Source organism: Caulobacter sp. UNC279MFTsu5.1, from assembly GCF_900114015.1.
In the GTDB taxonomy this organism is placed as follows: domain Bacteria; phylum Pseudomonadota; class Alphaproteobacteria; order Caulobacterales; family Caulobacteraceae; genus Caulobacter.
This window is the reverse complement of sequence record NZ_FORN01000062.1, coordinates 1-24,319: the sequence shown is the minus strand read 5'-3', so window position 1 is coordinate 24,319 and position 24,319 is coordinate 1. Positions and strand designations below refer to the sequence as shown.

At 68.0% G+C, this 24,319-nt stretch carries 19 protein-coding genes and 1 pseudogene; 18 read left to right on the top strand and 2 right to left on the bottom strand.

Going from position 1 to position 24,319, the window contains the following annotated elements:
- The first annotated feature begins 93 nt into the window (after positions 1–93).
- From BM066_RS23660 to BM066_RS23590, 15 genes are all read left to right on the top strand, one after another.
- Positions 94–1,230 (top strand): hypothetical protein, encoded by a 1,137-nt coding sequence (locus BM066_RS23660; RefSeq protein WP_143093798.1) that lies wholly within the window; start codon positions 94–96, stop codon positions 1,228–1,230.
- 42 nt (positions 1,231–1,272) lie between these two features.
- Complete coding sequence (locus tag BM066_RS23655) at positions 1,273–1,926, top strand: hypothetical protein (RefSeq protein WP_089930767.1); 654 nt, start codon at positions 1,273–1,275, stop codon at positions 1,924–1,926.
- 11 nt (positions 1,927–1,937) lie between these two features.
- A complete protein-coding gene (locus BM066_RS23650) occupies positions 1,938–2,240 on the top strand; it encodes a hypothetical protein (protein WP_018112884.1) in 303 nt (100 codons plus the stop codon).
- A gap of 29 nt (positions 2,241–2,269) precedes the next feature.
- Complete coding sequence (locus BM066_RS23645) at positions 2,270–3,412, top strand: hypothetical protein (RefSeq protein ID WP_218150939.1); 1,143 nt, start codon at positions 2,270–2,272, stop codon at positions 3,410–3,412.
- On the top strand, positions 3,409–3,891 hold the full coding sequence (locus BM066_RS23640; RefSeq protein ID WP_089930765.1) for a phage baseplate assembly protein V: 483 nt from the start codon (positions 3,409–3,411) through the stop codon (positions 3,889–3,891). Before BM066_RS23645 ends, BM066_RS23640 begins: the two co-directional genes overlap by 4 nt.
- On the top strand, positions 3,891–4,205 hold the full coding sequence (locus tag BM066_RS23635) for a hypothetical protein (protein ID WP_218150938.1): 315 nt from the start codon (positions 3,891–3,893) through the stop codon (positions 4,203–4,205). The genes BM066_RS23640 and BM066_RS23635 overlap by 1 nt, the downstream gene beginning before the upstream one ends.
- Positions 4,202–4,567 (top strand): GPW/gp25 family protein, encoded by a 366-nt coding sequence (locus BM066_RS23630; RefSeq protein WP_018112882.1) that lies wholly within the window; start codon positions 4,202–4,204, stop codon positions 4,565–4,567. The genes BM066_RS23635 and BM066_RS23630 overlap by 4 nt, the downstream gene beginning before the upstream one ends.
- Positions 4,564–7,110 carry a putative baseplate assembly protein gene (locus BM066_RS23625; protein WP_089930760.1) on the top strand — a complete coding sequence of 849 codons (2,547 nt, stop codon included), beginning with the start codon at positions 4,564–4,566 and terminating at the stop codon, positions 7,108–7,110. The genes BM066_RS23630 and BM066_RS23625 overlap by 4 nt, the downstream gene beginning before the upstream one ends.
- Positions 7,107–9,728, top strand: a complete 2,622-nt coding sequence (locus tag BM066_RS23620) for a putative baseplate assembly protein (protein ID WP_089930758.1) — start codon at positions 7,107–7,109, stop codon at positions 9,726–9,728. Before BM066_RS23625 ends, BM066_RS23620 begins: the two co-directional genes overlap by 4 nt.
- On the top strand, positions 9,725–11,710 hold the full coding sequence (locus BM066_RS23615) for a hypothetical protein (RefSeq protein ID WP_089930756.1): 1,986 nt from the start codon (positions 9,725–9,727) through the stop codon (positions 11,708–11,710). The genes BM066_RS23620 and BM066_RS23615 overlap by 4 nt, the downstream gene beginning before the upstream one ends.
- Positions 11,711–11,733: 23 nt before the next feature.
- Complete coding sequence (locus tag BM066_RS23610; RefSeq protein WP_089930753.1) at positions 11,734–14,400, top strand: DUF6519 domain-containing protein; 2,667 nt, start codon at positions 11,734–11,736, stop codon at positions 14,398–14,400.
- Entirely contained in the window at positions 14,397–15,122 is a 726-nt protein-coding gene (locus BM066_RS23605) for a hypothetical protein (protein WP_143093797.1), read from the top strand. The genes BM066_RS23610 and BM066_RS23605 overlap by 4 nt, the downstream gene beginning before the upstream one ends.
- Positions 15,119–16,078 carry an ATP-grasp domain-containing protein gene (locus BM066_RS23600; protein ID WP_089930749.1) on the top strand — a complete coding sequence of 320 codons (960 nt, stop codon included), beginning with the start codon at positions 15,119–15,121 and terminating at the stop codon, positions 16,076–16,078. Before BM066_RS23605 ends, BM066_RS23600 begins: the two co-directional genes overlap by 4 nt.
- A 432-nt stretch (positions 16,079–16,510) precedes the next feature.
- Positions 16,511–18,400, top strand: a complete 1,890-nt coding sequence (locus BM066_RS23595; RefSeq protein WP_255367709.1) for a glycoside hydrolase family 35 protein — start codon at positions 16,511–16,513, stop codon at positions 18,398–18,400.
- A gap of 244 nt (positions 18,401–18,644) precedes the next feature.
- The gene (locus BM066_RS23590) at positions 18,645–18,872 is read left to right on the top strand and encodes a DUF378 domain-containing protein (RefSeq protein ID WP_089930748.1); all 228 of its coding nucleotides are present in this window, start codon (positions 18,645–18,647) and stop codon (positions 18,870–18,872) included.
- Positions 18,873–19,033: 161 nt separating this feature from the next.
- Here the strand turns inward: BM066_RS23590 and BM066_RS23585 are convergent, their stop codons facing one another.
- Complete coding sequence (locus BM066_RS23585) at positions 19,034–19,471, bottom strand: CBS domain-containing protein (protein ID WP_089930746.1); 438 nt, start codon at positions 19,469–19,471, stop codon at positions 19,034–19,036.
- Positions 19,472–19,576: 105 nt separating this feature from the next.
- Between BM066_RS23585 and BM066_RS23580 the strand changes: the two genes are divergently transcribed.
- Positions 19,577–19,939 carry a DUF3175 domain-containing protein gene (locus tag BM066_RS23580; RefSeq protein ID WP_218150937.1) on the top strand — a complete coding sequence of 121 codons (363 nt, stop codon included), beginning with the start codon at positions 19,577–19,579 and terminating at the stop codon, positions 19,937–19,939.
- A 58-nt stretch (positions 19,940–19,997) separates the two neighbouring features.
- Here BM066_RS23580 and BM066_RS23575 read toward each other — a convergent pair whose 3' ends face one another.
- A complete protein-coding gene (locus tag BM066_RS23575) occupies positions 19,998–20,624 on the bottom strand; it encodes a YdeI/OmpD-associated family protein (protein ID WP_089930744.1) in 627 nt (208 codons plus the stop codon).
- Positions 20,625–21,124: 500 nt separating this feature from the next.
- On the opposite strand from BM066_RS23575, the gene BM066_RS23565 reads away from it, so the two are divergent.
- On the top strand, positions 21,125–23,218 hold the full coding sequence (locus BM066_RS23565; protein ID WP_089930742.1) for a TonB-dependent receptor: 2,094 nt from the start codon (positions 21,125–21,127) through the stop codon (positions 23,216–23,218).
- A gap of 870 nt (positions 23,219–24,088) precedes the next feature.
- Positions 24,089–24,319, top strand: a pseudogene (locus tag BM066_RS23560) (alpha-galactosidase); the annotation flags it as partial.

The following is a 24,319-nucleotide window of genomic DNA, read 5'->3' as shown; positions in this document are numbered from 1 at the left end:
GTCGATCCCATGGCCCAGCCCGCGCCGCCCAAGCCGAAGGAACCCATCGGCTTCAAGATCGGCGACAAGGCCAACGCCCCCGCCGTCGACCCCATGGCCCCGCCGGCTCCGAAGCCACGTCGTCGGATCGGCTTCGGCGCCGGCGAGATCATCCCTGAACCAGGCCCCTCGCCCAGCCCGACCGCCGCAGCCGCGCCCAGCCCGCCGCGGATACAGACGGGCGGCGGCCCCAAGGCCATGGTGATCGAGCCGTCCGCGCCCAGGATGAGCGGGTCCGGTCCCGAGCCAGTTCGCGCCGGCGGCCGTTCGTCGATCGAGCCACGAGCGTCGGCCTCGTCGTCCGAGGGCGCCGGCCGTCCCGCGGCGGGCGGCGTGGAAGTCGTCGAGCCCCAGGTCTCCAAACCCCAGGTCACCGAACCTGCCGGCGCCAAGCCAAGCGAGCCCGCCGCCGCGCCGGAGGCCACCGCAGCCCAACCAGAAGCGGTCAAGTCGCAGACACCGGACGCCACGCCGGATCCAGCGACCCCAGGGTCGAAGCGACGCATCATCGGCGCCGGCGAAGCCCTGGCCGAGCCCGCTCCCGCCAAGCCCGCCGCCGCCAAGGCCAAACCCTCGCCCTCCGAGCCGACGAACAAGCCCCGACGGCCGCAGACCGGGGACGAATTCGAGGCGGCCGAACTGCTCTCGGACACCTCCCGACCGCCCAAGAGCAACAGCTATTTCGACTATCAGGGCGGCAAGAACGGCAGCTTCTACCAGTTCGCCAAGCAATTCAAAGCCCACCTCGACGCCTTCGGCATGAAGGGCTCGGTGCCGATGAACGAAGCCCCACTGAAGATGACGACCGGCGAGTTCATCAATAGCCGTCCGAACCTGAAACCCCGATGGATGGCGCTGATGGAGGAGGTCAGCGCGGACCTTCAGGCCTACCGAAAGAACAATCCGAATTATTCAAAGAGCGACTACTACAGGGAACTTGAGGCGCAGCTCCAGGAACTGAGCAGTTTTGGCAAGGGAAAGGTCGGAACCAAGCGTCCAGACTTGGTCGAAATCTTCCCCGGCAGCGGGCAGGTTGAGGTCACCGACATCACCCTGAAATTCGGCGACCGGTTCCACGCCTTCAAGACGCAGTTCTACACCGATCTGATGGACGCCATGTTCCCGGCGCTCAAGGCTTCGGGCAACGAGTACGGCGGCCCCCTCAAGCAACGCCTCATGGGGCCGACCTGACATGCAGGCCCATCCCGCCATCTCACCCCGCGAGGTCCGGCCATGACCACCTTCCCCGGCTCGCCGCGCGTGCTGAAGGGCGCGCTGGTCTCGATCGATCCGATGTCGCCGATCCCCAACGTGATCGTCTTCCAATACAACCCCGACACCCTGACCCGGACGCTGAAGCCCAGGGTGGCCAGCGGCGACGCCGCGCGCGCCGAAGCCCAAAGGCTGACCGGACCACCGGAGGAGACCATCAAGGTCGACGTCGAGATCGACGCCGCCGACCAGCTCGAGACCTCCGACCCGATCGCCACCACGCTCGGCATCCACCCCCAGCTCGCCGCGCTGGAGATGATCAACTATCCGAAGAGCAGCGTGGTCATCGCCAACACCGCCCTGCTGGCCGGCGGAGTGATCGAGGTGATCCCGCCGGACGCGCCGCTCACCCTGTTCATCTGGGGCGCCCAGCGCATCCTGCCGGTGCGGGTGACCGATTGCGCGATCACCGAGGACGCCCATGACCCGCTCCTCAACCCGATCCGCGCCAAGGTCGGACTTGGCCTCAAGGTATTGAGTTACAACGACTTCTCAATCACCAACCCCGGCTACTACATCTTCCTCGCCCATCAGGTCCTCAAAGAGACGATGAGCGTCATCAACCTCGCCTCCGACCTCACCACCGTGATGGGCAGCAATGTGCGCCTTGGATAGGAGCTCCACGGATGTTCGATCATACGAGCCGCTACGCCGCGCTCGACACGGCGAGCCACATCCTCCCGGATGGCCGCGCCGTCACCTATGCGCGGCGCCGCTTCCTGCCGCCGGGGGCCAGCCTCCCGACACTGACCTTGGTCAATGTGGTTCCGGGCGACCGGATCGACCTGCTGGCCAACCGCGTCTACGGCGACCCGCTGATGTTCTGGCGGCTGTGCGACGCCAACGACGCCATGGATCCACTGCAGATGCTGGCCGACGCCGCGGGCGATCCCTCCGCGGCCCTGCGCGCCGCCATGCCCCAGACCTAGGCCGCCGCGCCGGAACCCAGGAGATCATCGTGCTCGGCGTCCACCTATCCCTGCTGATCGGCCCAACCTTGCCCCTGCCGGCGACGCCCGACATCGCCGAGGCCGTGCAGAGCGTCTCGGTGACCCAGGCCGACGAGGGCCGCTCAGGCTTCCAGATCGTGCTGCAGGTCGGCCGCGCCGGCCCGACGGACATGCTCGACTACCGGCTGATGCTCAACCCGCTGCTGGCGCCGTTCAACCGGGTGATCCTGACGATGATGTTCGAAGCCATTCCGGAGGTGCTGATCGACGGGATCATCACCAACCGTCAGTTCTCGCCCGGCAGCCAACCGGGGACCGGCACCCTAACCCTGACCGGCGAGGACGTCAGCGTGATGATGGACCTCGAGAAGAAGCGCAGCAGCTACACCGCGATGAGCGAGCCGCTGATCGCCCTGTCGATCATCGCCGGCTACGCCCAGTACGGTCTGATCCCGACGATCATCCCGCCGGCGGCCGTCGACCAGCCGCTGCCGATCGACCGCACCCCCGTCCAGCAAGGCACGGACCTGGAGCAGTTGAAGGCGATCGGCGAGCGGTTCGGCTACGTCTTCTTCATCGAGCCTGGCCCCGTCCCGGGGACCAACATCGCCTACTGGGGCCCGCCCAAGCGCGCCGGCGCCCCCCAGCGGGCGCTATCGGTGAACATGGGCCCCGAGACCAACGTCGAGTCGATCAACTTCACCTACAACGGCCTGGCGCCGACGATCGTCAACGACAGCGTCCAGGACAAGGACCTGAACGTCGAGATCCCGGTCATGACCTTCGTCGCGACCCGGATGCCGCCGCTGGCGGCGATGCCGGCCTTGCCATTCCAGTTGCCGAACGTGCGCAAGACCCTGCTGGAGAAGGGCGCCGGCCTGACCGTCGCCCAGGCCTACGCCCGCGCCCAGGGGATCACCGACAAGTCGGTCGACAACGTGGTCACCGCCCAGGGCGAGCTCGACGGCCAGCGCTACGGCGGTGTCCTGAAGCCGCGCAACATCGTCGGCGTCCGCGGCGTGGGCTTCACCCACGACGGCCTCTACTACGTCAAGAGCGTCAGCCACGCGATCAGCCACGGCAAGTACAAGCAGCGCTTCAGCCTGTCGCGCGAAGGGACGGGGGCGATCACCCCAGCGGTGGTTCCATGACCCTGCTGTTTGGCAAGTATCGCGGCAAGGTGAAGGGCAACCAGGACCCGATGCTGATGGGCCGGTTGCAGGTCACCGCCCCTCAGGCGCTGGGCGATGCTCAGGTCTGGGCCCTGCCCTGCGCGCCCTTCGCCGGCTCCGGCGTCGGCTTCTTCGCCCTGCCGCCCGAGGGGGCCAATGTCTGGGTCGAGTTCGAGGGCGGCAATCCCGAAGCGCCGATCTGGAGCGGCTGCTTCTGGGGGATCGGCGAATGGCCGCCGGCCATGGCCCTGCCCCAGACCAAGGTGATCAAGACCGACACCCTCACCGTCACCTTGTCCGACCTGCCCGGCGCGGGCGGGATCACGCTGGAGACCGCCGACGGCAAGAAGATCGTCCTCAACGCCCAGGGGATCGAGATCAACGACGGCATGGGCGGGACGATCAAACTGGTCGGCCCGAAGGTCTCGGTCAATGACGGCGCCTTGGAGGTGATCTGATGGGCTTCCTGCTGGACACCTCCTCCACCGTCATCTGCGCCCATGCCGGCCAGAGCCAACCCACCGCGCCCAATCCCCGGGTCAAGGTCGGCGGCAACCCCACCGTCCTGCAGACGACGATCTATGCGGTCGCCGGTTGCGCCCTGACCGGCACGCCCAACCCGCCCTGCGCCACCGCCCAGTGGATGACCGGCTCGATGCGGGTGAAGAGTGGCGGCCAGCCGCTGCTGATGATGGACAGCCAGTCGATCTGCACGCCCACCGGCACGCCGCTGACCGTGGTCGTCGCCCAGCCGCGGGTGAAGGCGCAATGAACCATATCGCCTTTCCCTACTGGATCGACGCGGCCGGGCGCACGGCGCAGACCGACACAGCCAGCCACATCCGCGACCTCGTCGAGCAGACCCTCCTGACCGCCCAGGGCGAGCGGGTGAACCGGCCGACCTTCGGCACCGGCCTGCGGCAGATGACGTTCGCGCCCAACAGCGCCGAGGTGGCCATGGCTATCCAGTTCCTGATCCAGGGCGCGCTGCAGCAGTGGCTGGGCGACCTGGTGCAGATCGAACAGGTCGAGGTCCAGTCCGAGGACGCCATCCTCACCGTGCAGGTCAAGTACGTGGTCCGCGCCACCCAGCAGCGCGAGACCACGCAGGTGATCACGGGGACCTCGTCATGATCAGCCCCTATGCCAGCTGCGACCGGCGCCGGCGCGACGCGGTCCTCGCCTCGACGCTGAACGGCGTCGACTATGTCGAAGTGCTGGACGCCGACGCCCCGACCCGAGCCGAGCGGCAGAAGGTCCTCAGGATGCATTTCCTGAAGACCCCGCCGCCGCCCGGCCTGACGCCGGCCAATGTGGTGATCGACGGCGGCGACCGGATCCGCACGATCCGCGTGCTGACCGTGACCTATGATGGCGACGTCGTGGTCCTGCGCCTTGCGGCGTATGGCGATCATTCGACCTACCGGCTGGCGCTGCGGTCGGCGATCGGCTCGGCGTTCGACGCCGCGACTCTGGATCCGATGCTCGCCGAAGTCCCGTTCAGCTTCAAGTCCGATTGCCCGACCGACTTCGACTGCGAGGCGCCCACGGCGCCCAACGGCCCGCCGCCGGCCGCGCCGCAGCTCGACTATCTGTCACGCGACTTCACCAGCCTCAGGCAGCTGATGCTGGACCGCATGTCCGTGCTGGCCCCGCAATGGACCGAGCGCAGTCCCGCCGACATCGGCGTCACCCTGGTCGAGCTGTTCGCCCATGTCGGCGACGTGCTCAGCTATCGCCAGGACGCGGTGGCGACCGAGGCCTATCTGGGCACGGCGCGGCGGCGGATCTCGGTGCGCCGCCACGCCCGGCTGGTCGACTACGTGATCGGCGACGGCGTCAACGCCCGCACCTTCCTGCACCTCCGCGCCGAAGCCGACACCGTCGTGCCCAAGGGAACCCAGGCCTTGACCAGCGTGCCGAACCTCGGCGCCCGGGCGACGCCGGGCATGCCGGAGGTCGCCCAGGCCATGGGGTTCCGGCCGGAGGTGTTCGAGACCCTGCACGACGTCGCGATCTTCGCCGCCCACAACCAGATCCCCTTCCACACCTGGGGAGACCGCGCCTGCTGGCTGCCCGCGGGATCGACCCGGGCCACCCTGCGCGGCGGTCTCGACAAGCTGCGACCTGGCGACGTGCTGCTGTTCGAGGAGGTGCTGGGCCGCACGTCCGGGCTGACCGCCGACGCCGACCCCGCTCGCCGCCACGCGGTGCGCCTGACCAGGGTGGCGGTCGGCTCCGACCCCCTGGGCGACTTCTCGGGCGCCAAACCCAAGCCGCTGGCGATCACCCAGATCGAATGGAGCCGCGAGGACGCCATCCCGTTCAGCCTGCAGATCTCCAACGAAATCCGCACCGAGGACGGCGGCACGCGCGAGGTCCAGAACATCACCGTCGTACGCGGCAACATCGTGCTGGCCGACCATGGCGCGACCGTGGTGACCGAAGACCTGGGGACAGCGCCCGCGCCCAGCCTGTTTCGTCCGGCGGTCACCACCGACCCCTGCGCGCCTGGCGATCCGACCCCGATCCCGGCGCGCTTCCGCCCTCGACTGGCGCGTCGTCCGCTGGTCTTCGCCGTTCCCTACGACCCCGCAGACCCGCCCACCTCGGCCAAGGCGGCGCTGACCGTCGCCCAGGGCCGCGCCCTGCCCGCCATCCGGTTGGCCGGCGCGCCGGAAGGCGCCGCGCCCATCCCCTGGACGGCCCGGCGCGACCTGCTGCAGAGCGAGCCCGACGCCTGTGACTTCGTCGTCGAGACCGAGAACGACGGCGCGGCCTGGCTGCGCTTCGGCGACGACGCGCACGGCCAGCGCCCGGCGCCTGGCACGGCGTTCGCCGCCACCTATCGGGTGGGCCAGGCCGTACGCGGCAACGTCGCCGCCGACACCATCCGCCACCTGCTGAGCGACGACGCCAAGGTCGGCGGGGTGCGCAATCCCCTGCCCGCTCGTGGCGGGGCCGCTCCGGAGAGCCTGGAGCACGTGCGCCAGACTGCGCCCTTCGCCTTCCGCAGCCAACAGCGGGCGGTGACGCCAGAGGACTACCAGGCCGCCGCCGAGCGCCATCCGGAGGTGCAGCGCGCCGCCGCCGCTTTCCGCTGGACCGGCAGTTGGCCCACCGTCTTCGTCACCGTCGACCGGCTGGGCGGGCTGCCGATCGACGCCGATTTCGACCAGACGATGCGCGACTTCCTGGAGCCCTACCGCCTGGCCGGCCACGACCTGGAGATCGACGCGCCAACCTATGTCTCGCTGGAGATCGCCCTGACCGTCGCCGCCAAGCCGGATCACTTCCGCGCCGACGTGAAGCGGGCCGTGCTCGATGTCTTCAGCTCGGGCCTGACCCTCGACGGCCGCCTGGGCGTCTTCCACCCCGACAACTTCACCTTTGGCCAGCCCGTCTATCTCAGCGCCATCTATGCCGCCGCCCAGGCGGTCGACGGGGTCGCCTGGATGGAGGTCACGCGCTTCCAGCGGCAAGATCGGCCCGACGCCCCGCGCCTGCCGATGATGGCCCTCGGCAGGCTGCAACTCGCCCGCGCTCAGCGGACCCGGAGTCGCGGGTTGAGCCAGGGCCGGCTCGATTTCGCACGGCTGGAGATTCCCAGGCTCGACAACGATCCAGACCACCCTGAGCGCGGGGTCTTCACGGTGACCATGGAGGGCGGAAAATGAACCAGAACGCCCACCCCGTCGTGGTCGACGCGCCGCTGCGCACCCCGTTGCGGGTCACGAACCGGCCGGGTCTGTCGGCGATCAGCTACCGGATCGGCGTGCACGCGGCCTACCGCGACACCGTGCTGGATCAGTTGGCGCGGCGGCGTGGCCTGAACGTCCAGGACTCATCCGACATCACCACGGCGTTGGTCGACGCCTTCGCCTCCATGGCCGAGGTGATCAGCTTCTATCAGGAGCGGATCGCCAATGAATCCTACCTGCGCACCGCCACCGAGCGCCGTTCTCTGATCGAGCTGGGTCGGCTGATCGACTACGAGCCTCGGCCCGGGGTCGCCGCCAGCGTCTATCTGGCCTTCACCCTGGAAACCGCGCCCGGCGCCCCGGCCCAGGCCGCCCAGCCGCAGACCCTGCCCGCGGGCCTGAAGGTCCAGAGTCTGCCCGGTCCCGGCGAGACGCCCCAGCCCTTCGAGACCGCCCAGGCCATCGAGGCCCGACCGCAGTGGAACGCCATTCCGCCCGCGACCACCCAGGCCCAGATACTGAGCGCCGACGCCGAGCGGCTGGTGCTGCAGGGCACCGCCGTCGGCCTGCAGCCTGGCGCGCCCCTGCTGATCATCGCCGACAGCGTGGCGGTGCTGCGGGTGCTGAAGGCGACCGGCGATCCCGCGGCCGGCGTCACCCGGGTCGAGCTGACCGAGGATCCGCCCGACCCGCCGCCCTTCCGCCTGCCGATCCTGCCGATCGGGCTCTTCGTGGTGGAACGGCTTTCGCTGACCAACCGCCTGGTCGCCAGTACGATGCTGAACCGCAGTTGGCGTCAGCACGACCTGCACGCCATGGCCCGTGTCCAGCGTTGGTCGCTTCCGGCCCTGACCATCAACCTGCGCCGCCAGGCCGCTCACCGCGCCCTGCCGCCGTCGCAAGGCCTGTTCGCCTTCCACCAGAAGGCCGGGATTTTCGGCCACAATGCGCCCAAGTACCTGTCCCTCCCCGCCGAGCAGCGCGCCAGCGGCGGCGCCTATCCGACCGACTGGGACAGCACCCCCCGCACCCTCGCCGACGAGTCCCAGGCGCGGGAAATCGACCTCGATCGCGTCTATGAGGGGATCGCCATCGGCGGCTATGTGATCCTGGAGGACCAGGACAGTCAGCGGGTCTACCGCATCGAGGACGTGGCCGAGATCTCGCGCTCGGACTTCTCGCTAAGCGCCAAGGTGACGCGTCTGAGGCTCGATTCCAGCGACGGTTTCGCCGACTTCACCCTGCGCGGCGCCACCGTCCACCTGCACAGCGAGCCGCTGTCCTTGGCCGATCTGCCGATCCCCGAGCCGATCGAAGGCGACAGCATCACCCTGGACGGTCCCTACTTCGACCTGTCGATCGGCCAGACGGTGATCCTGACGGGCGTCCGCGACGATCTCGAGGGGGTAACGGCCAGCGAGGTTCTGACCATCGCCGAGATCTACTTCATCGGCGGATCCACCACCCTGCAGTTTCAGCAGGCGCTGGCCAACAGCTATGTCCGCGCGACCGTGACCCTCAACGCCAATGTGGCGCTGGCCACCCACGGCGAGACGGTGAGCGAGGTTCTGGGAAGCGGCGACGCCAGCCGGACCTTCCAGACCTTCGCCCTACGCCAGCCGCCACTGACCTATGTCAGCAGCGACGCGCCTAGCGGCGCCCAGTCCACTCTGCGGGTCCGCGTGAACGGCGCGCTCTGGCAGGAAGTAGCCAACTTCCACGGCTGCGGACCGGATGCGCATGTCTACACGACCCGCACCACCGACGGCGGCCAAACGCTGGTGATGTTCGGCGATGGGCTGGCCGGGGCCCGGCCCGCGACCGGCCAGGAGAACATCACGGCCGTCTACCGCAAGGGCATGGGAATGGCGGGCGACGTCGACGCCGCGCGCCTCACTCTCCTGCCGGTCAGGCCGCCCGGCGTGCGCGCCGTGACCAATCCGTTGGCGGCGAGCGGCGCGGCTGGGGCCGAGACCCTGGAGGAGATCCGCGGCAATGCGGCGCTGACCATCCTGACCCTCGATCGCATCGTTTCGCTGCAAGACTACGAGGACTTCGCCAGGGCCTTCGCCGGCGTCGCCAAGGCCCTGGCGACCTGGAGTTGGATCGGCTCCACGCGCGGCGTTTTCGTTACCGTCGGCGGGGTCGACGGCGCGGCCTTGCCGCCCGAGAGCCGCACGCATGTCAATCTGCTGGCGGCGATGCGCAAGGCGGGCGACCCCAATGTGGCGCTGCGCGTCCAGACCTATCGCGACGCCTTCTTCCGGCTCTCGGCCACAATTGTCGTCGCCCCTGACCTGGAGATATCTCCCGTGCTGGCGGCGGTGGAGGCGAGGCTTCGGGCGCGCTTCTCCTTCCAGGCCCGGGCCTTCGGCCAGCCGGTGACGTTGAGCGAAGCCCTAGCCGCCGCCCAGACGACGCCGGGGGTAGTGGCCGTGCAGATCGACCAGTTCTTCCGCACCGACGAAGCGGCCGGCGTCGCCGATGTGCTGCTGGCGGCGGCCCCCCGGTCCGGCTCGGTCGGCGCGCCATCCGCGGCCGAGCTGCTCACGCTCGATCCGCGCCCGCTCAGCCTGGTGGGAATACGCCCATGAGCTTCGACACCCGTTCCCTCTACGAGCTGCTGCCGGCCTTCAGCCGCACCCGGGACCAGGAGACCGGCGCGCTCGAGGCCCTGATTCAGGCGATCGCCGAACAGATCGCGGTCCTGGAGGAGGACCTCGACCAGCTCTATGACGACCAGTTCATCGAGACGTGCGCCGACTGGGTCGCGCCCTATATCGGCGATCTGATCGGGTACAAGCCGCTGCACGGGGTCACGGCCCAGATCAGCAGCCCGCGCGCCGAGATCGCCGACACCATTCGCCTGCGCCGCGGCAAGGGCACGGCCGCGACCCTGGAGACCCTGGCCCGCGACGTCACCGGCTGGGGCGCTTGCGTGGTCGAGCACTATCGGACGCTGGCGACCACCCAGTACATGAACCACTTGAGGGTCGCGCCACCGGCCTTCGCCGACGTGCGGCAGGCCGAGCCGCTCGAGCGGCTCGGCGGGGCCTTCGATCCCTTCGCCCACACCGCCGAGCTGCGAAGCCCGGGGCCCCGTCGCAACGTTTCCACGGTTGGCGTTCATCTCTGGCGTCTGCAATCCCAGCCGATCACGGCGGCGACCGCCGCCAAGGTTGACGCCAAGCGCTTCCTGTTCAGTCCGCAGGGCGCGCCGCTCGCCCTCTTCACCCAAGCGGTTCCGACCGCGGCCGGCGCGCGCACCACGGCGCTGAACGTCTCCCAGCCGCTGACACGACGGGCTTTCGCCGCCGCCAAGGCCGAGCACTATGGCGCGGACAAGAGCCTGTTCATCGAAGGGGTGGCGATCGACGCACTGACCGTCTGCGACCTCTCCAACGCGAAAGGCAACGCCTGGGCCCACACGCCAGCGGCCGGCAAGGTGGCGATCGACCCGCAGCTGGGCCGCATCGCCTTTGGGACCGCGCCCGGCGCCCCGCCGAAGGTCAGCTACCACTACGGCCTGGCCGGTGCGCTGGGCGGCGGAGGCTACGACCGCGAGGCCAGCTTCGTCAGTGACCAGACGCCGACCCTGGTGCCCGCCGACCATCCGAACGTTCAGGCGGCGCTGGACGCCATCGCCGGCGGCGGGCGGGTGGAGATCGTCGACAGCGGCCGCTACGCCGAGACTCTCACCCTGAAGGCGACCACCTCGGGCGCCCATGTGGAGCTGCGCGCCGCCGATCAGCGCGTGCCCTTCCTGGCCTTGGGCGAAGAGCTCGTCGTCACCGGCGCGGACCTCACCTCGATCAGCCTGAACGGTCTGTGGATCGCCGGCGCGGCGATCCGCGTCCCGGCCGCCGCCGAAAACAGGCTACAGCATCTGAACCTGCGCCACTGCACCCTGACCCCGGGCGTCAGCCGCACCGCGGCCGGCCAGCCGGCCCAACCCGGCAAGCCGATGCTGATCGTCGAGGCCGGCGTCTCGGTGGAGATCGACCACTGCATCCTGGGCGGGATCCTGGCCGCCCCCGGGGCCCGGATCTCGATCAGCAACAGCATCATCGACGCCGGCGCGCCCGACGCGACCGCCTACGCCGCCCTCGACGGCGCGGCGGGCGGGGCGTCGCTGACGATGTCCAACTGCACGGTGATCGGCAAGGTCCACGCCCGACGGGTGGACGAGGTGGAAAACAGCCTCTTTGTCGCGCGCCTTGCCGCTGGCGACAGCTGGCTCGCCCCGGTCTGGGTCGACCGGCGCGATGTCGGCTGCACGCGCTTCTGCTACCTGCCGCCCGGCTCGCGCACGCCTAGGCCCTACCGCTGCCTGCCTGGAGCCGGGGACGACGCGATCTTCGCCCAGCCGGTGTTCACCTCGGCTCGCTTCGGCGATCCGGGCTACGGCCAGCTCAGCCGCCGGACGCCGGCCTCGATCCGCGAAGGCGCGGAGGACGGCGCGGAGCTGGGCGCCTTCCGCGAACTCTACCAGCCGCAACGCGAAACCAACCTTCGCGTGCGGCTCGACGAATATCTGCGTTTTGGTCTCGAAGCGGTCCTGGTTTTCGCGACCTGAACCGACACAAGAGGGGTTAAACCATGACCGCCGACATCAGTCGCGACACCTTCGACGCTCGCAAGCGCTACGCCGGCGTCGTGATGCAGCAGGGCCGGGTGCAGCTCGACGCCGACTGGAACGAGCAGCAGTCGATCTTGCGCCACCACGCCCAGACGCAAGCGATCGACGTGATCGGCGCTGCGGGCGCACCGGTGCACAACGCCGGCTTCAGGCTCACGACCGATGGGACGAAGGTCATGATCAGCGCCGGCCGCTACTATGTCGGCGGCCTGCTCTGCGAGAACCTCGCCGACGTCGACTATCTGAAACAACCCGACTATCCGGGCGCGCCGGACCTCATCTCCGTGCTCACCAACGCCGGCGCCACCGACGCCATCTTCTATCTCGAGGCCTGGCGGCGACCGGTGACCGGCATCGAGGATCCGGACATCCGGGAGGTCGCGCTGGCGGGCGCCGACACCACTATCCGGCTCAAGACGGTCTGGCAGGTCAAGATCCTGCCGGTGAAGACGCCCGACTCGAGCGGGATCACCTGCAGCGCCGCGCTCAGCGAATGGGATCGGCTTGTCGCACCGACCAGCGGGCTGATGAGCGCTCGCGGCGCTCCCTCGGCCTCGGGCGACGACCCTTGTCTCACGCCGCCCGCCGCCGGCTATCAGCGGCTGGAGAACCAGCTCTATCGGATCGAGATCCACCAAGGCGGCGATCGCGGCGCCGCCACGCTGAAGTGGTCACGCGACAACGGCTCGGTCGTCACCGCGGTCGAGACGTTCAACGGCCAGCAACTCACCGTCCATGACCTCGGCCGTGACACGACCCTGGGCTTCGCCAACGGTCAGACCGTCGAACTGGTCAGCGACACTGTCGAGCTGACCGGCCAGCCCGGCCCGCTGCTGCGGATCGAGCATGTCGAGGAGGCCAGTCGGTTGGTAGCCCTGACCGCCGCGCCCGCCGCCGTCGACGCCGCCCTCCATCCCAAGCTGCGCCGCTGGGATGGCGGCGAGATCGCGCTTTCGAGCGCAACCACCGCCGACGGCTGGATCGAGCTGGAGGACGGCGTGCAGGTGAAGTTCGAGGCCGGGACCTACAAGACCGGCGACTATTGGCTGGTGCCGGCGCGCGCCCTGACCGGCCAGCTCGACTGGCCGTTCACCACACCCCAGCCGCCGCGAAACCAGCCGCACGCCCTGTGCCGGCTGGGCGTGGGCACGTTGAACAAACGCGTCCTGTCGCTGCAGGACTGTCGGATGATGTTCACCCCGATCGCCGAGCATCCGCCGGCGATGCATGTGACGGGCGTCAACTGGGTGCACGACGACGTCATCACCCAGGATCCGCTGAAGTCGGCAGGCCTGCAGATCTTCTTCGATGGGCCGATGACCGCGCCAGTGGGCGATTCCGGCCAGGCGATCATCAGCGTGCTGCTGGACATGCCCGTGCCGCTGAAGTCCCTCAACCCCACGGCCGACGCCACAGCCATGGTCCAGCTATCGACCCCGCTCAATGGCGAGGTCTCCCTGCCCTCGCCAAAGGTTCTGTCCTGGAAGCCGGCGCAGGCCGGGGCGGAGCTCGCCAACCTCGCCGCCTTCCTGATTGGCCAGAACATCCAGCGGGTGCGGCTGCGCGTGAAGCTGCACGGCGCGATGATCTGGTCGGAACAGGGCGGCCAGCGGCTCTATCTGGACGGTCGCGTCTATGGCAAGTCAGGCTTCCGCGCCGACGGCACGCAGCGCATCGAGCTGGACTTGCCTTCCGGCGACGGAGTGAAGTCCAGCGACTTCGAGAGCTGGCTCTATCTGCAGCTGCAGATTCCCCCGCCCAAGCTGATCCAGTTCAGCCTCACCAAAGGCCTGGCCAATCCGGGCGACCAGATCACCGGCACAGTGACCATCGACCGACCGGCCCAGACTGCGTTCGGCGTGACCCTATCGTCCTCGGGCGATGCGGCCCGTCCGCCAGCCACCGTCAGCATCCCTCCCGGCAGCACCCAGGCCACCTTCACCTTCATCACCACGGCGCCGGCCAGCACCCTGCAGATGATGATCTCCGCCACCGCGCTCGGCGTCACCAAGCAGGCGAGCCTGACCGTGCAGGTGATCAACCTAGCGATCACGCCAGCGGAGGTGACCATCTTCGTCGGCGGCAATCAGCAGTTCTCGGCTCAGGAATCCGGCGGCGCGTCCCCCACCGGCGTCACCTGGAGCGTCCAGGGTCCAGCCGGGGGCAGCATCAGCCAGAACGGCCTCTTCACCTCTTCCGCGGTGGGCGACTTCCAGATCATCGCCACCTCGAACGGCGACCACGCGCGCACCAAGGTGGCTGTCGCCCATGTCCGTCCGAAGACCAAGGACACCAAGGAGACCAAGGAGAAGGACAAGGACACCAAGGAGGTCAAGGAAAAGGACACCAAGGAAATCAAAGAGAAGGACACCAAGGAGAAGGAAAAAGAAAAGGAGAAGGAGAAGGAGAAGGATCGGGAGAAGACCTCCGACAAGCTGGCGGTGGAGAAGCTGGCGGAGAAGACCAGCGACCGGCAGATGACGCCGGATCTGACCTTCGCGCCGTTGGCTGGCGAAACAGCCGACCAGGAAGACATCGTCCCGCCCGACGTCGAGGCGATCGTCGCCACGGGCCGCGCCTTCATCCGGCCCGCCGAGCGGCCCGACCTCTCCAGGCCGTCGGCTTGACGGTCGAGGAGGCGAAACCGGCCCGGCTCTTGGTTCTGGCCGGCGCCTGGGACGCGCCGGCCCGCCGCTTCGCGCTCCAGGCCGGCCCCGGCGAGGTTGCGCTGGCGACGCCCAGGGACCTGTCGCGCGCCGGCTGGCGATACGAGCCGGACGACCCCGGCGCGACTCTTGCCCTGGCGGGCGGCGAAATCCTGCCGGTGGCGGAGATCGGCTGCGTGCTGACCCGGCTGTCCGGGGTCGGCCAGGCTGACCTGCCGCACATCGCCGAGGAGGACCGCGCCTATGTCGCGGCCGAGATGACGGCCTTCCTGCTGGCCCTGCTCTTCGGCTTGGGGCGTCCGACGGTCAACCGCCCCACGCCGCAGTGCCTGTGCGGACCGCTGCGATCCGAAGCCGCCTGGCGGCGCCTGGCGCTGGGGTTGGGGCTTGCCGCCGCGCCGCTTCGGCGGAGCCTTGCCCTCGGCCGACCACAACAGATCGAGCCCCCGCCGAACCTGGTGACGGTGGTGGGCAAGACGGCCTTCGGCGCGCACGACCGACGCCAGGCCGATGCCGCCGTCCTCCTGGCGCAAGCCGCGGACGCCGACCTGCTGACCGTCGCCTTCGACGCGGACGAGCGACTGGCCATCCTGCGCGCCCATCCCCATGTCGACCTGACGGACGCTCAGATCGCGCGCGAGGTTCGGGTGTTCTGCGCACGCGCCGCCGAGGCGACCGCGTGATCCTGCTCTGGGGCGTCTCCAGCGACGGGCCGCTGGCCGCGGCGCAGGCCGCGCTCGCGCGCCGCGGCGCGCCGGTCTTCCATGTCGACCAGCGCCGCACGGCCGAGACGGCGCTCGACCTCAGGCTCGACGCGTCAGGTCTTTCCGGCGAACTCCGGGTCGGCCCCGACCGCTGCGCGCTCGCCGAGATCGTCGGCGTCTATGTTCGCAGCTACGGGACCTCCACCCTGCTCGATCCCGACGCCGACGCGGCGCTGGTCGCCCACGCCACGGGACTGGAGGCCGCGATCCAGGAATTCCTCGACGTCACGCCGGCCAAGCTCGTCAATCCGGCCGCGGCCATGGCCACCAACGGCTCCAAGCCGTACCAGGCCGCCTTGATCGCCCGCCGCGGCTTTCGAACGCCGCAAACCCTGGTCACCACCGATCCGGCTGCGGCCGCGGCCTTCCGCGCACGCCACGGCGCGGTGATCTACAAGTCGGTCAGCGGGGTGCGCAGCATCGTCTCGCGCCTGACCGACGACGATCTCGATCGCCTGGACGACATCGCCTGGTGCCCGACCCAGTTCCAGGCCCACGTGCCAGGTCGCGACTTCCGCGTCCATGTGGTCGGCGAGCGGCTGTTCACCTGCGAGATCGCCACCGAGGCCGACGACTATCGTTACGCCCACCGCCAGGACCTGCCCGTGTCGATCACCGAAGGCCGGCTGCCGGAGGCGGTCGCCGAGCGCTGCCTGAGGCTCGCCGCCGACCTCGGCCTGGCGTTCGCCGGCATCGACCTGCGGCGAACGCCAGACGGCGACTGGTGCTGCTTCGAGGTCAATCCCTCGCCGGCCTTCACCTATTACGAGAGCCTGACGGGCCTGCCGATCGCCGAGGCCGTCGCCGACCTGCTGATCGCCGGCTCGCCGGCTCGGGGCCCTGGACGAAGTCGCCGCAAGCTGACCGCCCAATAGGGTCGTTCATCGTCTTGAGCCCCGGCCAGCGGGCGAATGTTTGGCTAGGCTGGCTTCATGCCGCCGCGCCAGCTTCGCCTTTCGATCGATACGGTCGCCGGATCACCTTTGGTCAAGTCGGCATCACAGTCTGAGACGAGAAGCCGACGAAGGTCTTGATCTTCAACGGCATGGGTCTCGGACATCGGTATGGACGAGGTTGCGTGACGCCGATCCAGGTCTGTGGCGATCCGCTCGGCTCGGCCCACGGCGTTGCGACTTTCGAGGGACGGACGAACGACGTGGCGCGCCTCGGCGATGCCCGATCTAATTGTCTGACCTATTTTCGATTGCAAACCATGGCCAGCATACCGAGAGCGTATTTACAGCGACTCCCCCGAGCCTTGCCATGCCGCCGCACCAAGATTAGTCAGACATAAAAGGGAGAATGGCATGGCGAAGTTCAACCGGAGCTGGCGCACGGCTCTGCTGGCGTTGGCGATGGCTTGCAGCGGTTGGCAAGGCGTCCAGGCCGCCTTGCCCGACGCCATTTCGGCCGGGGCGCAGCCCGGCGCGCCGGCCCACAGCTTCGCCGTCAGCGACGGCAAATTCCTGAAGGACGGCAAGCCCTACCAGGTCATTTCGGCCGAGATGCACTATGTCCGCATCCCGCGCGCCTATTGGCATGATCGCCTGCGCAAGGCCAAGGCGATGGGCCTGAACACGATCACCACCTACGCCTTCTGGAACGCGCACGAACCACGTCCCGGGGTCTACGACTTCACCGGCCAGAACGATCTGGCGGCGTTCATCCGCGCCGCGCAGGCGGAAGGGTTGGACGTGATCCTGCGCCCGGGCCCCTATGTGTGCGCCGAATGGGAACTGGGCGGCTATCCGGCGTGGTTGCTGAAGGACCGGAACCTCGTCCTGCGCTCGACCGACCCGAAGTACACCGCCGCCGTGGAGCGGTGGATGGTGCGGTTGGGCCAGGAGGTGAAGCCGCTGCTGCTGCGCAATGGCGGTCCTATCATCGCGGTGCAGTTGGAGAACGAATACGGCGCGTTCGGCGACGACAAGGCCTATCTCGAAGGGCTGGAGGCGACCTACCGCCGCGCCGGGCTGGCCGACGGCGTGCTGTTCACCTCCAACCAAGCCTCCGACCTCGCCAAGGGCTCGCTGCCGAATCTGCCCTCCGTGGTGAACTTCGGCTCGGGCGGCGCCGAGAAATCGGTCGCCAAGCTGGAGGCGTTCCGCCCCGACGGCGTGCGGATGGTCGGCGAATACTGGGCGGGGTGGTTCGACAAATGGGGCGAGGATCACCACGAGACCGATGGCCGCAAGGAAGCCGAAGAGCTGCGCTTCATGCTGCAGCGCGGCTATTCGGTGTCGCTGTACATGTTCCACGGCGGCACCACGTTCGGCTGGATGAACGGCGCGGATTCGCACACCGGCGCGGACTATCACCCGGATACGACGAGCTACGACTATGACGCGCCGCTCGATGAAGCGGGCAATCCGCGTTACAAGTACGGGTTGCTGGCCTCGGTCATCGCCGAGGTCACGGGCACGCCGGCCGCGCCGACGCCGGCGCCCAGCATCGCCGCCACCTTCCCGATCTCCCCGATCCGCCGTAGCGCCTCGCTGTGGCGCAATCTTCCCGAGCCCGTTCGCGCCGAGCGGCCGCTGACGTTCGAGGAGCTTGGCCAGAACTACGGCTACGTCCTCTATCGGGTCCCTCTCGCCAAGGGGAAGGGCGGCGCGCTGGTCCTCAAGGGCATGCACAGCTACGCGCAGGTCTATGTCGACCAGAAGCTGGTCGGCACGCTCGATCGTCGTCTGGCCCAGGAAACAGTGGAGGTGCCCCGGCAGGGCGCCGCCGCCACGCTCGATATCCTGGTCGAGAACACCGGGCGCGTGAACTATTCGCACGCGATCCGGGGCGAGCAGACGGGGCTGACCGGTCCCGTCACCCTGGACGGCAAGCCGCTGGACGATTGGAGCATGTTCCGCTTGCCGATGGACGATCCGTCCAAGCTGCGCCTATCGCCGGAACCCTGCGCCGGACCATGCTTCTACGAGGCCGAGATGACGGTGGATCAGCCGGCCGACACCTATCTGGACATGCGCGGCCTTCACAAAGGGCAGCTTTGGCTCGGCGCGCGTAATCTTGGTCGTTTCTGGTCGATTGGACCCGTACACACGCTGTACGCGCCCGCGCCGTGGATGCGTCGCGGCGCCAATCGGATCGTCTTCTTCGATCTGACGGGTGACGCCACAGACCGGCTGACGAGCGTGCCGGCGCCGGTCTTCGGGAAAGTCACCACGACGCGTGAGGCGCAGTAGCCGTCGGGAACTAGCGACCGCCGCTCTGCGCCATCAGCCGACATTCAAACCGTTCGGAAACCTGACCTTCAAAACGCGTTCGCGTGGGAGCAGTTGGCCAACGCGGCCTTGACGTTGATCGGGCCAGGATTGGTGGCCGCTGCGGCCCTCATCGCCAAGACGCCGATGGGCGGAAGGGCGGCCATCCGGGGGAAGGAACGCGTTTGGGGCGATCGGGTTGATTCCCCATGCAAGGAGACGCGTCATGAAAGCGCTCAACCTCGTCACCCTGATCCTCACCATCGTCGCCGGTCTCGACGCCGGACTGGTCGGCTTGGTCCAGACCGACTTCGTCGCCTATCTGTTCGGAGAAGGCTCGGCCGTGGCGCGCGGTGTCTACATCATCTTCGGCCTGTCGGCCCTCTACCAGATCTACCCGTTGGTGAAGGCCTGGTCGGTCGGCGAAATCCACGCCGAAGCCGCGCACACCTAGGAGGTGCATCCCCGGCCCAGATCGCCCGGCTGGTCTATACGGCCGCGACCTATCTGGCCGGGATCGCTCCGGCCGTGCTTTGGGTCGTCCTGTTTCGCAAGCCCTGGTCCGGTCACCTTCCGCCAGGGACAACCGATCGCCTGACCGTGCCCGGCGCTCCCTCAATGGCGGGTTTGCGAATGCTCCCCGCCCGGCCGCGCGATGTAGCCCAGGGCTTGGCCGGCCGTTGTGCTGGCGCCGTGCATCGCCAGATCGCTGAGCGAGACGATGCCGACCAGTCGCTTGTCCCGGTTCAGCACCGGCAATCTGCGCACCTGCAACTCGCCCATGTTGCGCAGCACCTCCTCGACATCGTCGTCCTCGTAACAATATCGGACCTCGGTGCTCATCACGTCCCGCACCTTGGCGTCCGGCCCTTTGCCTTCGGCCACGGCGCGAATGGCGATGTCACGGTCGGTGATCACCCCGACAAGCCGATCGTTCTCGCCGACCAGCAACGCGCCGGCGTCGCAATCGGCCATCATCCTGGCCGCGTCGCAGATCGTCTCCTGGGGACTGGCGATCTCGACGCCGCGCGTCATGCAGTCGCTCACTCGCATTTGAACCTCCCTTTGGAAGAAGCGCGGCGCTGGAACGCCGTTCACCGCACCAAAAAACGGCCGGTGTCGGCGGCTGTTCCCTCTTGCTCGCGCGATTGAAGGCTCATGCAGCCCGGAACAGGCCAGCCGGTCGACGGGTTTCATCGCGAGCAGATCAAGGAAGAGGCCATGACCAAGTCCGCCAAGGGCCGCAAGTGGTCGACCAAGGTCACGGAAACCAGCGACGCGCTCGACCTGAAGGCCCATCTCTTCGAACAGGAGGACCCGGCCAAGATCGCCGCCTCGCTGAAGCGCTCGGCCGAGCACAGCCATCGCCGCAAGGGCTCGCCGTTCCAGTCGGCGATGTCGATGCTGACCTTCTATATCAACCGCGCCGGCAAGAACCTGAACGCCGCGCAAGCGCAAGCTGGAGGCCGCCAAGAACGAACTGCGCGAGCAGTTCCACCGCAAGCCTGGCTGACGCCTTGATCGCCCTTGAAGACGCTCGCGAACGCATGGTCCATGAACTGGACGAGGTCGCGACTCTCTATCTCTCCAGAGCGCCCTTGCCCGCGATGATCTTGTCGCGGAACTTCTCGATCCGCGTCAGGCGGGTCGCCGGTTGCTTGGCTTGGTGCAGAGCGAACAGGTAGCTTTTCTGGCGTCCCGGCGTCAGCGCGTGGAAGGCCTCGGCCAGCTCCGGGTCCGCGTCCAGCACCTCGATCAGTTCGTCCGGCATATCGATCTCGCGGTCGATCTTCGCAGGCTTGGTCCCCGCTTCGGCGTGGTCCATCAGTTGCTGCAAATAGGCCCGGATCACCGCCTGCTTCTCGCCCACCTGCCCGGTAGCGGTGAAGCGGATCATGCTCGGCGTTCGGCTATTGGGCCCCTGCGGCTCCAATAGGCCTTCGCTGTCGACCAACAGGGCCGGGTTCATGAAGCTGAACCTGAAGTCGCCCCGGAACGCCGCGAGGATTGCGATATTGCGCCCAGCGTGCATGTAGCAGGGGTGGGCCCACTTCACCGTTTCTTCCAATCCGAGGTCCAGGCAGATCCGGCGCAGGTCGTTCAACCCGTCGATCCACCGCCGGGTCGAGCAGTCGGCGGTCGCGAACCTGGCGCACCGACCGCAGCCCTTGGTGAAGAAATCATCGGGATCGGTGATCATCGCCATGGGTCGCATTCGCCGGTGAGCTCGATCGATCCCTGCATCGATCACTACGGAGGCGGGCAGTCTTACCGTTAGACGCTGAATACGCAAAGTCGGCCGCGGACCTGGCCGGCCGCCGCGCCGACAACGTCCATCCTCCCCGGCCCGTGGCGGATGCTCCCATAACCCGAGACCCCGCCGCTCCGATCAGTTCGCGTCCGGAAACGAGCGTTTCGGGAAGGCCGGGAATCTGGTGAAGGGCGAAATGCCAAACCCGCGGGTTGGCGAGCAAGTCCTCCCACGGGCCGAGTCCAGGCACGACCGTATTCATGATCACGGCTCCGGCGAGCCGATCTCCGAAATCGCGGGCGGCGGCGAAGGCGTGGTTGGCCGGAAATGTCAGCGACGCTCTCGAGCTCCCGTCCACAAACCATCTCGGGCGCCTGAGCAAGGTGGAGGTTGCGGCGTTGACACGTTATTGCAAATGATTATTAGGCGCATCTTCTTTCTGTTGGGGATCGCCTATGTCGCCTGCCGCCCGTCACCTGCTGTTCGCCTGCGCGCTCGCGCCGTTCCTCGCCGCCGCGCCCGCATGGGCGGAGGAAACGGCCAACGACGTGTCGGGGATCACGGTGACCGGCCGCAAGGGCGATTACAATCCAGGCAAGGCGACGACGGCGACCAAGATCGACGCCCCTCTGCGCGACATCCCCCAGACCATCGACGTGGTCGGGCTGAAGGTCATGCAGGACCAGCGCGCGCTGTCGCTGCAGGACGTGCTGAAGAACGTGCCGGGCGTCGGCTTCTCCAGTGGCGACGGCCAGCGCGACCAGGTGTCGATCCGGGGCTTCACGGCGATCGCCGACCAGTTCATCGACGGCGTGCGCGACGACGCGCTGTACTTCCGCGACCTGTCGAACATCGAGCGGGTGGAGGTGGTCAAGGGTCCCGCCTCGGTGCTCTACGGCCGCGGCTCCTCCGGCGGGCTGATCAACCGCGTCACCCGCAAGCCGGGCCTGGACATCGCCGCGGTCACGGCCAGTTTCGGGGCCTGGGACGACGGGCGGATCGAGTTCGACCTCGGCAAGGCGCTTCCCGGCGCGGCGCTGCGCATGACCGGCGCCGTCGAACGGGCCGACAGCTACCGCGACCACCAGTTCCTCAAGCGCGAAGCCGTGGCCCCGGCCGCCACCGTGGCGCTGGGCGACGACACCTCGCTGCTGATCCAGGCCGACTATCTGCGCGACAAGCGGGTCACCGACTTCGGCGTGCCGGCCTATCGCGGCCGGCCGGTGGACGTGGACGCCGGGGCCTATTACGGCGCGGCCAACGCCCGCGACGTCGACACCAGCCAGAGCAAGGTGGCCTCGGGCACGGCGACCCTGTCCCACCAGTTCGGCGAAGGCCTGAAGTTCCGCAACGCCCTGCGTTACTACGACTACAGCCTGTCGCGCTTCAACACCCTCCCGGGTTCGGTCAACGAGACGGCCAAGACCGTGACCCTCAACCGGTCGAACGTCGAGCGCGACGAGCATGGCTGGTTCAACCAGACCGAACTCACCCAGGACCTGGCCCTGGGCGGCGCCCGCCACCAATTGCTCTACGGCGTCGAGGTCGGCCGCCAGGTCAAGGACGCCCTGACCTATTCCCGCAATGGCGTGGCGACGGTGTCGCTGTTCAACCCGGTGCTGCCGATCCTGGCTCGCACGGTTCCCGGCGTCCCGACCGCCGACAACCAGACGACCTTCAAGACCGTCGGCGTCTACGTCCAGGATCTAGTGTCGCTGGGCGAACACTGGAAGGCCCTGCTGGGCGTCCGCCACGACCGCTTCGAGCAGGCCACCGATCAGCGGCTGCCTGGCCTGGCCGATCTTTCGCGGATCGACAAGACCTGGAGCCCACGCCTGGGCCTGGTCTGGCAGCCGACCAGGACGCAGGCCTACTATGCCTCTTGGAGCCGCTCGTTCCAGCCGTCGGGCGAGACCTTCGCCCTGGCCGCCAGCAACGCCGACATCGCGCCGGAAGAAACCACCAATCGCGAGGTCGGGGGCAAGTTCGACTTCCTGGACGGTCACGCCAGCGCCACGGTTTCGGTCTTTCGGCTTGAGCGAACCGGCATCAAGGTCACCGATCCCGTGACCCTGAAGATCATTCCGGTCGGCGTGCAGCGCACCGATGGCGTGGAGGTGAGCGCCAACCTCGACCTCGCCGACGGCTGGCGGGCGATCGCCGGCTACGCCTATCTCGACGCCAGGGTCACGGAGTCCATCGCCTTCGATGCGGGCCAGCCGATCAAGGGCAAACGCGCCACCATCACGCCGGAGCGCAGCGCCAATATCTGGCTGACCAAGGATTTCCAGGGACGGTACGGTTTCGGCCTCGGCGCCAACTATGTCGGCGACCGCTTCGCCAACCCCGGCAACACCGTCACCCTGCCGGCCTACGCCACGGTCGACGCCCTGGCCTGGAAACGGTTCGGACCGCTGGTCGCGCAGTTCAACGTCAGCAACCTCTTCAACGAAGACTATTTCGTCTCCGGCCATGGCACGAGCCCCAACCTCAACCTGCCCGGCGCGCCCCGCTCGGCGATGGTGACGCTGCGCTACGCGCTGCAATAGGCGCGGAGCGCATGCCTCCGTCCCGCGATCGCGCGACCCGCTCGAACGATCGGCCAAGGGCAATGGCGTTCAATTTGGCCGACGCGCGCCGGTGGAGGACCCCGCCCGCTATGACCAACCCGAAGGAGTCGGCTGTCTGGACAGAGGGCGTCTTACGAAGACTCAACGAGGCAGGCATCGGCGGTCGCAACCTCGGATGGGTGCAGATGATCACCTCCGCCGAGCCGTGGAAGCGTCGGGCGTTCAACGGCTACGCTCAGGTGCGGGTCCAGTCGACCGGCCCTGCTGGTGTTGTGACCTTGACGGCTTCGGGCCGAGGTTTGCGCGAGGCCAAGCTGGATCTTCGCGTAGCCAACCTGCCCTGGGTGCACCAACGGCCGCACCGTGTCGCAAATGCCACATCCTCGCGTATAAAAATATTGCGACTAGGAAGTCATGGCGACAAGCCGACTTGCTATTGTACGACAAATCATAAGGCCCACGGTCGCTGACCGCCCTCGGAGGGGAAGAGCGGCTAGGCGATATGGTCAGGCCAGCGAGGGCCTACTCAACGGACGGCTAAGGGGAGGAAACATCGGCGCAACGGTGCGACAGCCGGCGTGACCTGGAAGACGGTGGGCGCCGTCCTTCGCTAGCCGATCGAATATCCGCCGTATCACCGCGTTGGCGAACGCCACGGCCGCTGATCCTGGCGGGCGCCTAGTGCTCCACCAACGGCGGGTTAGACAGCGACGGTCTGTGGCTGCCGCTGTTCCTCAATTTCGCGCGCGAGCAAAAGTTGTTCGGTTAGAGGATCGGCCGATCCCGACAAGATCGGCCATTGTCGCAGCCTGCCGCGAAAGGCTCGGAAACGTGGGCTCAACAAAATTCATGCTGAGCAAAGATATGCTGGGAGGCGTAATGACGCGATTTACCAAGGTGCTCTTCGGCAGCCTCGCATTTTCGTTGTGTTGCGGCAGTGGAGCATTTTCCGCGACCGATCCGCTGGCGCCGACGGGTCAGTGGACCGCGGTGACGACGGGACGCGCCGCAAAGCCGCCCATGGGCTGGAACTCGTGGAACGCCTTCCACACCGACGTCACCGAAGCCAAGGTCCTGGAT

What these genes read in the sequence shown, in the direction of transcription:
- BM066_RS23625 (WP_089930760.1), top strand. Translation starts at nt 4,564, where the DNA reads ATGATCAGCCCCTATGCCAGCTGCGACCGGCGCCGGCGCGACGCGGTC.
- BM066_RS23650 (WP_018112884.1), top strand. Translation starts at nt 1,938, where the DNA reads ATGTTCGATCATACGAGCCGCTACGCCGCGCTCGACACGGCGAGCCAC.
- BM066_RS23635 (WP_218150938.1), top strand. Translation starts at nt 3,891, where the DNA reads ATGGGCTTCCTGCTGGACACCTCCTCCACCGTCATCTGCGCCCATGCC.
- BM066_RS23610 (WP_089930753.1), top strand. Translation starts at nt 11,734, where the DNA reads ATGACCGCCGACATCAGTCGCGACACCTTCGACGCTCGCAAGCGCTAC.
- BM066_RS23595 (WP_255367709.1), top strand. Translation starts at nt 16,511, where the DNA reads ATGGCGAAGTTCAACCGGAGCTGGCGCACGGCTCTGCTGGCGTTGGCG.
- BM066_RS23590 (WP_089930748.1), top strand. Translation starts at nt 18,645, where the DNA reads ATGAAAGCGCTCAACCTCGTCACCCTGATCCTCACCATCGTCGCCGGT.
- BM066_RS23640 (WP_089930765.1), top strand. Translation starts at nt 3,409, where the DNA reads ATGACCCTGCTGTTTGGCAAGTATCGCGGCAAGGTGAAGGGCAACCAG.
- BM066_RS23580 (WP_218150937.1), top strand. Translation starts at nt 19,577, where the DNA reads ATGCAGCCCGGAACAGGCCAGCCGGTCGACGGGTTTCATCGCGAGCAG.
- BM066_RS23620 (WP_089930758.1), top strand. Translation starts at nt 7,107, where the DNA reads ATGAACCAGAACGCCCACCCCGTCGTGGTCGACGCGCCGCTGCGCACC.
- BM066_RS23655 (WP_089930767.1), top strand. Translation starts at nt 1,273, where the DNA reads ATGACCACCTTCCCCGGCTCGCCGCGCGTGCTGAAGGGCGCGCTGGTC.
- BM066_RS23615 (WP_089930756.1), top strand. Translation starts at nt 9,725, where the DNA reads ATGAGCTTCGACACCCGTTCCCTCTACGAGCTGCTGCCGGCCTTCAGC.
- BM066_RS23575 (WP_089930744.1), bottom strand. Translation starts at nt 20,624, where the DNA reads ATGGCGATGATCACCGATCCCGATGATTTCTTCACCAAGGGCTGCGGT.
- BM066_RS23630 (WP_018112882.1), top strand. Translation starts at nt 4,202, where the DNA reads ATGAACCATATCGCCTTTCCCTACTGGATCGACGCGGCCGGGCGCACG.
- BM066_RS23565 (WP_089930742.1), top strand. Translation starts at nt 21,125, where the DNA reads ATGTCGCCTGCCGCCCGTCACCTGCTGTTCGCCTGCGCGCTCGCGCCG.
- BM066_RS23660 (WP_143093798.1), top strand. Translation starts at nt 94, where the DNA reads ATGGCCCCGCCGGCTCCGAAGCCACGTCGTCGGATCGGCTTCGGCGCC.
- BM066_RS23585 (WP_089930746.1), bottom strand. Translation starts at nt 19,471, where the DNA reads ATGCGAGTGAGCGACTGCATGACGCGCGGCGTCGAGATCGCCAGTCCC.